Source organism: Acidobacteriota bacterium (assembly GCA_030949985.1).
GTDB lineage: Bacteria > Acidobacteriota > Polarisedimenticolia > J045 > J045 > JALTMS01.
The window spans coordinates 76,329-84,485 of the sequence record JAUZRX010000058.1; the positions used below are offsets into that span (position 1 = coordinate 76,329).

The window sequence follows — 8,157 nt, forward strand, 5'->3', positions numbered from 1 at the left end:
CGCTTCCGTGGAAGAGGCCGGATCAGCGGGTTGCGGGATCTCCCGCGGTCGTCCGCCGGGAACGAAGGACATCGAGGTTGTAGAGGAGCAGAGCGCACCAGACGCCGCCGAAGGCGATGATCTCCGCGCCACGGGCCTGCTCTCCGTAGACCAGCACCGCCAGCGCGAAGTGCAGCGACGGCGCCAGGTACTGCAGCAGGCCCATGGTGGCCAGCCGCAGGCGGCGTGCCCCGGCCACGTACCACAGCAAGGGCAGCGCGGTGACCGGACCGGCGGCCAGCAGGAGCAGGTCGGTGCTCCGGTCCACGTGCAGAAAGGCCAGCTCGCCGCGCAGGCCCATCACCACCAGGTAGCCCAGGGCCGCGGGCAGCAGGAGCAGCGTCTCGAGCAGCAGGCCCTCGGTCGCCTCCAGGCGCGATCGCTTGCGCAGCAGGCCGTAGAGGGCGAAGGAGCCGGCCAGCACCAGGGCCACCGCCGGCAGTTCTCCGCGGGCGACGGTGAGCAGGGTCACCGCCCCGGTGGCGACGCCCACCGCGCTCCACTGCAGCGGTCGGAGGTGCTCGCCCAGGACGAAACGTCCGAGCAACACGCTCAGCAGGGGATTGATGAAATAACCGAGGCTGGCTTGCAGCACCTGGTCGTTGAACACCGCCCAGATGAAGATCAGCCAGTTGGTGGCGATCAGGGTGGTGGTGATGAAGACGGTCGGCGACGGGCGACGGGGCCAGGTGAAGGGTAAGCCCGCCGCCCGGGCGGTGACCAGCATCCAGCCCAGCAGAAGCAGCACGCACCAGGCCACCCGGTGAGCCAGCACCTCGAGGGGAGGGACGTGGTGGACGGCCTTGAAATAGACCGGCACCAGGCCCCACCAGAGGTAGGCCGCCAGAGCGAAGATCACACCCTGGACCCGCGCCGGGGAAGAACCCATGGAGTCGACGTCCTTTCCTTGGTGTTCAGGGCGAGGCTGGTCGCGTTTCGCTCCGGAAGGCCGTCAGCATCCAGGCCCCACCCAGCATCGCGCCGAGAACCACGACGATAGCGGGACCCGTCGGAAAATCCCAATGGAAGGAGATCCCCAGGCCGAGGATGGAGCCCGCCACGCCGGCGGTCCAGCCGATCAGCAGGCGGGGCAGCATCCGTTCGGCGAAGAGGATCGCGATGCAGGCGGGAATCACCAGGTAGCTGAAGACCATCAGCACACCGCCGATCTCCACGGAGAAGGTGATGATCACGCCGAAGGAGAGGTAGAAAAGAAAGTCCCACCCGCGGACCCGCCAGCCCCGGCGCCAGGCCTCGGCGGGATCACGGGAGATCAGCATGAACCGCCGGCGCAGCAGCCAATGACACGCCCCCACGATGGAGTAGATCGCCAGGTCCTTGAGCACCGTGGGCCAGGTCACCCAAAGCAGGCTGCCCGAGAGGGTTTCCTTGATGTGTTCGGCTCCTTCCGGGGCGCGGTCGGCGACCACGATGGCCAGTGCCGAGGCGACGACGAAGGCGATGCCGATCAAGGCCTCCTGGGGGATGCGTTCTTTTCGCTCGCGGCTGAGAGCGAAGAAAGCCGCCGCGAGGAAAGCGAAGCCCATCGAGTAGAGGGTCGATCCGGCTTCGCCGCCGTGATGCCCCAGGGCGAAGCCCACGACGGCGCCGAGAGCGGCGAACTGGGCGACGGCCAGGTCGACGAAGAGCACGCGACGCTCGATGATGTGCACCCCGAAGTAGGTGTGGATGCCCACCAGCACGAGGCAGGCGGCGAGGGGAGCGGCCATGAAGCTCAGCATTTCGGTCATCGGCCCTCCCCGTTCCAGGCGGCGACCAGGCTCTCGATCCACAAGTCCACCAGGTCGAAGTAGGTGTCCGCCCCCGGCGCGCCTCCCACCGAGAGAGGAACGATGACGGGGTGGATGCCGGTCTTCGCCGCGATCTGTTCCGGCTTGCGTTTTTCGAAGTAGTTGGCGGCCAGCAGCACCTCGATGTTTTCGGTCTCGATCTTTCGGATCAGGCGCGAGACATGACCGGCGGTGGGCGGGATTCCCGGCTTGGGCTCGACGTAGTCGACTACTTGCAGGCCCAGCAGGGTCGTCAGGTAGATCCAGTTCTTGTGGTAGCAGACGAGTTTGCGGCCCCACAGGCTGCGGGCCCGGCCGAGCCATCCGCCCAGCTTGTCGGACAGGCCCTGCGCTTCGAGGAAGGCGGGCAATCGGCCCTGGGCTGCGAGGGGGTCGAGGCTGGCGGAATCGAGGAACTCCAGCAGGGTTTCGCCGTACAGGCGCCGATCGATCTCGGCGCGAAACCGGGCCAGGCCTTCCCGGTAGCGGGGACAGGCGCCGGGATCGACCCGGCACAGGCCAGCCGCGATGTTGCCGGCAATCGCCTTGGCCAGAATCGGAGAGGTGTGGATGTGGGGGTTGCCGTAGATATGCACGTCGCCGGCCGCCCGGGAGAGCGACGTGGGTTTGTCCAGCAACTCGACGCCGGCGGCCGCGGCGACGGATCCGGGGGCACCGTCCATGATGCGGCGGTTACCGGCCTTGTCGACCAGGACGGGGGCCCACAGCTCGAGGTCGAGGCCGGTGCTGACGAAGACGTCCGCCCGCCGCAGCATCAGGGCATAGGACGGCTTGGGGCGGATGAAATGGGCGTTGGCATGACCCGGCACGATGGCCTGGGCGTGGACACGCTCTCCGCCGATCTCGCGCGCGATGGCGGCGTAGTCGGAGAGGGTCGTGACGACTTCCAACCGGGAGGCATGGGCGCCGGGGAAGGAAGCGAGGACTGCGAGACAAGTCGCCAGGCGTTGCATCTCTCTCTCCTCTCGGTCAGTAGTTTTCGTGCTTGTGGGGACCGGCGGCGATGGTCAGCTGCAAGCGAAACTCGCGATGAACGCCCGCCGGCCCCGCGTCCTGGTAGGCCCACTCCGCTCGCAGGCGGACGAACTCCGACTGCCACCAACTCAGGTAGGGGGTCCAGCCCCAGCCACGCCGGGCGCTGGCACGCGGGCCGTCGAGGCGGTCGTAACGCAGGCCGGTGATCCAGCGGGCCGACAGCCGCACCTGTCCGTAGAGATAGCCACTCCAGGAATCGATGGCGGGCGCGGCGTCCTGTTCGCGCCGGGAGCGCATCAGCAGGCCCCTGACGAGGACTTCCCGGTAGCGTCCGCGATGGGCTGGATACCAGTTCCAGGTCATATCCAGGGCGTCGAAGGTGTGCTGCAGGGGAAGGCCGGGGCTGGACCGCCCGGCGAGATGGTTCAGGCCCACTTCCAGGTAGGTGTCCGCGCCCAGGTCCCAGTAGTTCTTCAGCCGCAGCAGCCACGCCGGGCGCTCCCACTCCGCTCCGGCGAAGGCCGACTCGTTGTCGGCGTTGAAGACCTCCAGGCTCACTTCGTTGGCCGAGGCCCAGGGGCGTGGGATCAGCCAGTGGAGGAACAGGCCGGTGCCCGTCAGGCCTTCTTCCCCGAAGGCGGTGTCCAGGGCCCAGGGGTAGGTGGACTGGTCGAGGGCGTGAGCGTGGAAGCGGTTGAGCGTTCCGAACTGGGCACGCCTCTTGCCGGCGCTCAGGCTCAGACCGCCGGGCAGGTGGTGCCAGGTGACGTAGCCTTCCTCGAGTTCCGGACTCTCCCCCTCCGGTACGCCGAGGACGAAATGCAGCTTGGAGTACGGGTCGAGGTCGGAACGCAGATCGAGTTCCCAGTGTCCGGCGGAGAAGGCGTCGCGGGTGCTGTCGGAGGCCCGGTAGAACATGTCCCCGGTGATGGAGAGTTCAGGATTGAGGGCCGAGAGATTGCGGGTTCGGGATGTGGCGCCCGGGCTGATCGTCTCCGGCGCGTCTGATGGCCGGGCCGCGCGCCGCGCCGCCTCCCGCAAGCGCTCCCGTTCGGTTTCCCGGGCCTCCCGGCGGCCGGTTTCCTGGAGCCGGGCGAGTTGTTCCGAGACCTCCGCGAGCCGGCGGCGGAGTTCGGCGATTTCTTCCCGCAGTGTGGCGAGAGCCGCCTGTTCGTCCTTCGAGTCCGGGGATTCTGTCGCGGCTTCGGGAACTCGGCCCCCGTCGGCGATGGCAGGGGCGCACGGAACGATCCAGGCGGTCAGGGCTAGGGCGACGATCGGGCAGCGGAACACGGCACACCTCCTTGGGTGAAAACGGGAAACGTCTGCCGGCGGCGGCCGGCAGCGCAGTGGGGGGCTACAAGGAGATGGCGGGGGGAGCGCGACCCTGGGGGAGCCGGAGGGGACGGAGCGGCTGCGGCGGGGAGGCGGGCGCTTCGAGGCGGACGCCGTCGACCCGGTGCGCGGCGGCGCGGGGCGTTTGGGGGTCGAGGGACGGAGCGTGGCTGACCAGGCAGGCGATGCATGAACCCGGGTGGGCCTGCTGCGCCGGCTCCGGGGCGGACAGGTGCTGACCGGCGTCGGCCGGGGCCGGCTGCCGATGGGTGTGGGGTAGGGCGCCGAGCATGGAGGCCGAAACGACCGCCAGGGCCAGCAGGCCGGCGAGCCAGCGGCTTTTTACCAAGCTTCCCATGGTCGGATGATGCCCGAGGTCGGGGCGCGGGGCTACCTCCTCCCGGGAGGCTGCGCCCGGAGCGGCGGCGGCCGTTCCGGGCGCCGACTTGTCGAACCCCCGTCGGGCCGGGATAATCGGGGCGTAAGTCCTTACCGCAAGCACCTGGACCACGGATGCGCCACCGCCTTCGCCGCGGAAGGCGCTTTCCCCGCAGGAGAAGATCAATGGACCTCGACAAGAAGCTCACCCACGTGGCCGTGGTGGGGGCCGCGGGCAAGATGGGCAGCGGCATCACTCTGCTGCTGGCCCAGGAAATGGCGCGGCTCTCCCTGCTGCCGGAGAACCGGGATCGCCTGTTCCGCCTCGACGCGGTCGATCTCGACCCGAAGGCCCTCCGGGGATTGCAGGACTACGTCCGGGCCCAGGCGGTGAAGACGGCCGAAAAGACCGCCGTGGGTCTGCGCGATCTGTATGCCGACCGGGCCGACCTGGTGGAGAACGAGCAGATCATCGGCGACTACGTGGACCGGGTCTGCTCGATCGTCTGGCCCACCACCGAGATCGCCGCCTGCCGCGGGGCCGAACTGGTCTTCGAGGCCATCGTCGAGAAGGTGGAAGTCAAGGCCAAAGTCTTCTCCCGGCTCAAGGACCTCTGTCCCGACGCCTTCTTCTTCACCAACACCTCCTCCGTGCCCATCGGCCTGATCGACCAGCAGGCGGGGCTCGGCGGCCGGGTGATCGGCTTCCACTTCTACAACCCGCCCCCGGTGCAGAAACTGGTGGAGATCATCCGCGCCGAGAGCACCACCGACCCGGTGGCGGAGGTGGCCGAGGCGGTAGGCAAGCGGCTGCGCAAGACCCTGATTCCCTCTCATGACGTGGCGGGTTTCATCGGCAACGGGCACTTCATCCGTGACGGCCTGCATGGTCTGGCCGAGGCCCGGCGCCTGGCCGCCGAGTACGGCTGGGTCGAGGCTGTGACCATGGTCAACCGGGTCAGCCAGGACTGGCTGCTGCGGCCGATGGGTATTTTTCAGCTCATCGACTACGTGGGGATCGACGTTTTCCGTTTCATCGAAGAGGTGATGGATCGGCACCTGGACGAGGACCTGCTCGACCCCACCATCGAGCGGATGATCTCCCTCGGCGTGCTGGGCGGGCAGTACCCGAGCGGCGCCCAGAAGCCCGGCTTCTTCGAATACCAGAAGGGAAAGATCACCGCGGTCTACGATCCGGAGAAGAAGCAGTACCGCCCCCTCGAGCCCGGGGGATGGACGGCGAAGGTGGACGCGGCCCTCGGGCCCCTTCCCGAAGGTTTCCGGCCCTGGAAGGCCCTGTTGCGGGCCCCCGACCGCAAGGCGGCTCTCGAGGCGCACTTCGCCGCCATCGCCTCCCAGGACACCCTGGGGGCGAAGCTGGCCCGGGCCTACGTGCAACGTTCGCGGGAGATCGGTCAGGCTCTGGTGGACGACGGCGTGGCTTTCGATGCCGAGGGCGTCAACGGCGTGCTGACCTCGGGTTTCTTCCACCTCTACGGTCCGATCAACGATTACTGCAAGTGAGGGAGCGTTCGCGATGAGAAAGATACGCAAGCCGGTCTACTTCGCCTGTGGTGACTACACCGTCTCCCTCGGCACGGGCCGCAAGGAATTCCACCCCAAAAAGCCCCGCCCGGGTCTCGAGCACTACATCGCCGAGGCCGGCCGCGGCGTACTCGCCCAGCTCGGGGGGGCCGACAAGGTGGACGAGTCCGTTGTGGGTAACTTCATGGCCGCCCGCTTCAACAAGCAGGGGCACCTGGGGGCGCTGATCTCCGTGGTGGACCCGGGCCTGGCCTACAAGCCCTCCCTGCGGGTGGAGGGCGCCTGCGCGTCGGGCGGCCTGGCCCTGGCCACCGCCGTGCGCAGCGTGCTGGCCGACCAGGCCGACGGCGTGCTGGCCCTGGGCGTGGAAGTGCAGAACACGGTCAAGGCGATCTACGGGGCCGACGTGCTGGCAGGCGCCGGACACTTCGCCTCCGAGCGCAAGCAGGGCCATGCCTATTTCTTCCCCTCCCGCTTCGCCGAGCGGGCCGGGGCCTACCAGCAGCGCTTCGGGCACGAGCAGGCCTGGGAGGGCATGGGGCGCTGGTACGAGCAGGCGATCCTCGCGGCGCGCACCAACGACAAGGCCCAGGAGTTCCACAACGCCGATCCCGATCCCTTCGCCAGCCACCAGCGGATGCGGCCCAACCCCCGGGGCTTCTGCGACCACATCAACGTGCTGGACTGCTCGAAGGTTTCCGACGGAGCGGCGGCCGTCGCCGTGCTCTCGGAGGAGGGACTGAGCCGGGCCGGCGTGGCGGCCGAGGACGCCATCGAGCTGGTGGGCATCGGCCACGTGGCCGCCGACCTGACTGCGCCCCCCGAGGACCTCACCGTGCTCGACACCACCCGCCGGGCGGTCAGCGAGGCGATGGAAATGGCCGGCGTCACGGCCCGGCAGATCGGCGTCTTCGAAGTGCACGACTGCTTTACCATCACCGGCATCCTGGCGGTCGAGGCCCTGGGTCTGGCGCCCCACGGTGAAGGGGCGGCCTACGTGGCGGCGGGCAAGACGCGGCCCGACGGTCCCTCGCCGATCAACCCCTCCGGCGGCCTGATCGGCTGGGGCCACCCCACGGGAGCTACCGGCGTGCGCATGGCGGTGGACATCTGGCGCCAGCTCACCGGCCGCGCCGGCGAGGCTCAGCTCGACCTGGACGAGCGTCCCTACGGGCTGACGATCTCCATGGGCGGCAACGACAAGACGGTGGTGAGCTGCGTGTTCCGCCGCGCCGGCTGATCGGCGCGCCTCCTTCGGGAAGGCGGCGGCTCAACGGGGGGCGTGCTGGGCGCAGGTCTGCTGGCCGGGACGGGCCGGCCTGCGACAGCGCTCCCCCTGTCGCGTCACGGCCCGGCAGCGCCCGTCCCGGGGGCGGGGCGCGTAGCCCACGATGCAGACGAATCCGGCGGCGGCGGCCAAGGCGGTGGACAGCAGGCAGGTCAGTCGCATGGGCCGAGCATAGCACCGTCGGTGGTCTCGCCGGCGGAGCGGGTTGGCGGAGGGGCTGCTCTTTTGGCAGACCCAGTGCCCGTCTCCGCTGAACCGGCACGCCTCTCGCAACTCCCTCCTTCAGGGATGTTGACAGCAGAGCCGGGGGGGGGAGAAGAAGGTGCGCCATGGTCCCGTTTATGGGTAGCCCCGCTCTCGTTGCCAGAGTTCCGAGGGCTGGACAGCTTTGTCGTACTCGCGACGTGGTTTGTCCGGGTCGACCCTCCACTCGTGGCAGCCAGGAAGACGATGGATTGTCACACGGCACCAGAAGCCTGCGCGGCAGGAAACTCGCGGCCGAGACGATTCAGTTCAGGGGCCCTTTTCGACGCTTCCGCCTTCTTGCATGCTCCCGGTGTGCGCCTCGAAACGCGAAAAACAGGCATCCAGGTCGAGGCGTTTCATTGCGGGTTATGATGACGAAGGAGACCTGTACTATGCAGCAATTGGTAGCTACCGACTGTGGAAAGTCACTTCCCGTGGGTCTGTCAAGGACCTGGGTTTACGGAGAGGTTCCGGGTACGTTTCACCGTTTCCAGTGCCTGCCAAGATAAAAGATGATCTGAGCAATTTGGACGTGCGGTA

General features: G+C 68.3%; 8 protein-coding genes. 2 read left to right on the plus strand and 6 right to left on the minus strand.

The features are described from left to right. Positions 1-22: 22 nt before the first annotated feature. The 5 genes from rarD to Q9Q40_12415 form a co-directional block, all read right to left on the minus strand. A complete protein-coding gene (rarD, locus tag Q9Q40_12395; GenBank protein MDQ7008023.1) occupies positions 23-928 on the minus strand; it encodes an EamA family transporter RarD in 906 nt (301 codons plus the stop codon). A gap of 25 nt (positions 929-953) precedes the next feature. Then, the gene (locus tag Q9Q40_12400) at positions 954-1,790 is read right to left on the minus strand and encodes an iron chelate uptake ABC transporter family permease subunit (GenBank protein ID MDQ7008024.1); all 837 of its coding nucleotides are present in this window, start codon (positions 1,788-1,790) and stop codon (positions 954-956) included. After that, positions 1,787-2,803 (minus strand): metal ABC transporter substrate-binding protein, encoded by a 1,017-nt coding sequence (locus Q9Q40_12405; protein MDQ7008025.1) that lies wholly within the window; start codon positions 2,801-2,803, stop codon positions 1,787-1,789. The genes Q9Q40_12400 and Q9Q40_12405 overlap by 4 nt, the downstream gene beginning before the upstream one ends. Before the next feature lie 16 nt (positions 2,804-2,819). Then, positions 2,820-4,118, minus strand: a complete 1,299-nt coding sequence (locus Q9Q40_12410; protein ID MDQ7008026.1) for a hypothetical protein — start codon at positions 4,116-4,118, stop codon at positions 2,820-2,822. 64 nt (positions 4,119-4,182) lie between these two features. Beyond that, positions 4,183-4,518: a hypothetical protein gene (locus Q9Q40_12415; protein MDQ7008027.1), complete on the minus strand. Its 336-nt coding sequence runs from the start codon at positions 4,516-4,518 to the stop codon at positions 4,183-4,185. Positions 4,519-4,724: 206 nt separating this feature from the next. On the opposite strand from Q9Q40_12415, the gene Q9Q40_12420 reads away from it, so the two are divergent. Continuing rightward, on the plus strand, positions 4,725-6,062 hold the full coding sequence (locus Q9Q40_12420) for a 3-hydroxyacyl-CoA dehydrogenase family protein (protein MDQ7008028.1): 1,338 nt from the start codon (positions 4,725-4,727) through the stop codon (positions 6,060-6,062). 13 nt (positions 6,063-6,075) lie between these two features. Further along, on the plus strand, positions 6,076-7,323 hold the full coding sequence (locus tag Q9Q40_12425) for a beta-ketoacyl synthase N-terminal-like domain-containing protein (GenBank protein MDQ7008029.1): 1,248 nt from the start codon (positions 6,076-6,078) through the stop codon (positions 7,321-7,323). A gap of 30 nt (positions 7,324-7,353) precedes the next feature. Here the strand turns inward: Q9Q40_12425 and Q9Q40_12430 are convergent, their stop codons facing one another. Further along, on the minus strand, positions 7,354-7,533 hold the full coding sequence (locus tag Q9Q40_12430) for a hypothetical protein (GenBank protein MDQ7008030.1): 180 nt from the start codon (positions 7,531-7,533) through the stop codon (positions 7,354-7,356). Positions 7,534-8,157: the final 624 nt, after the last annotated feature.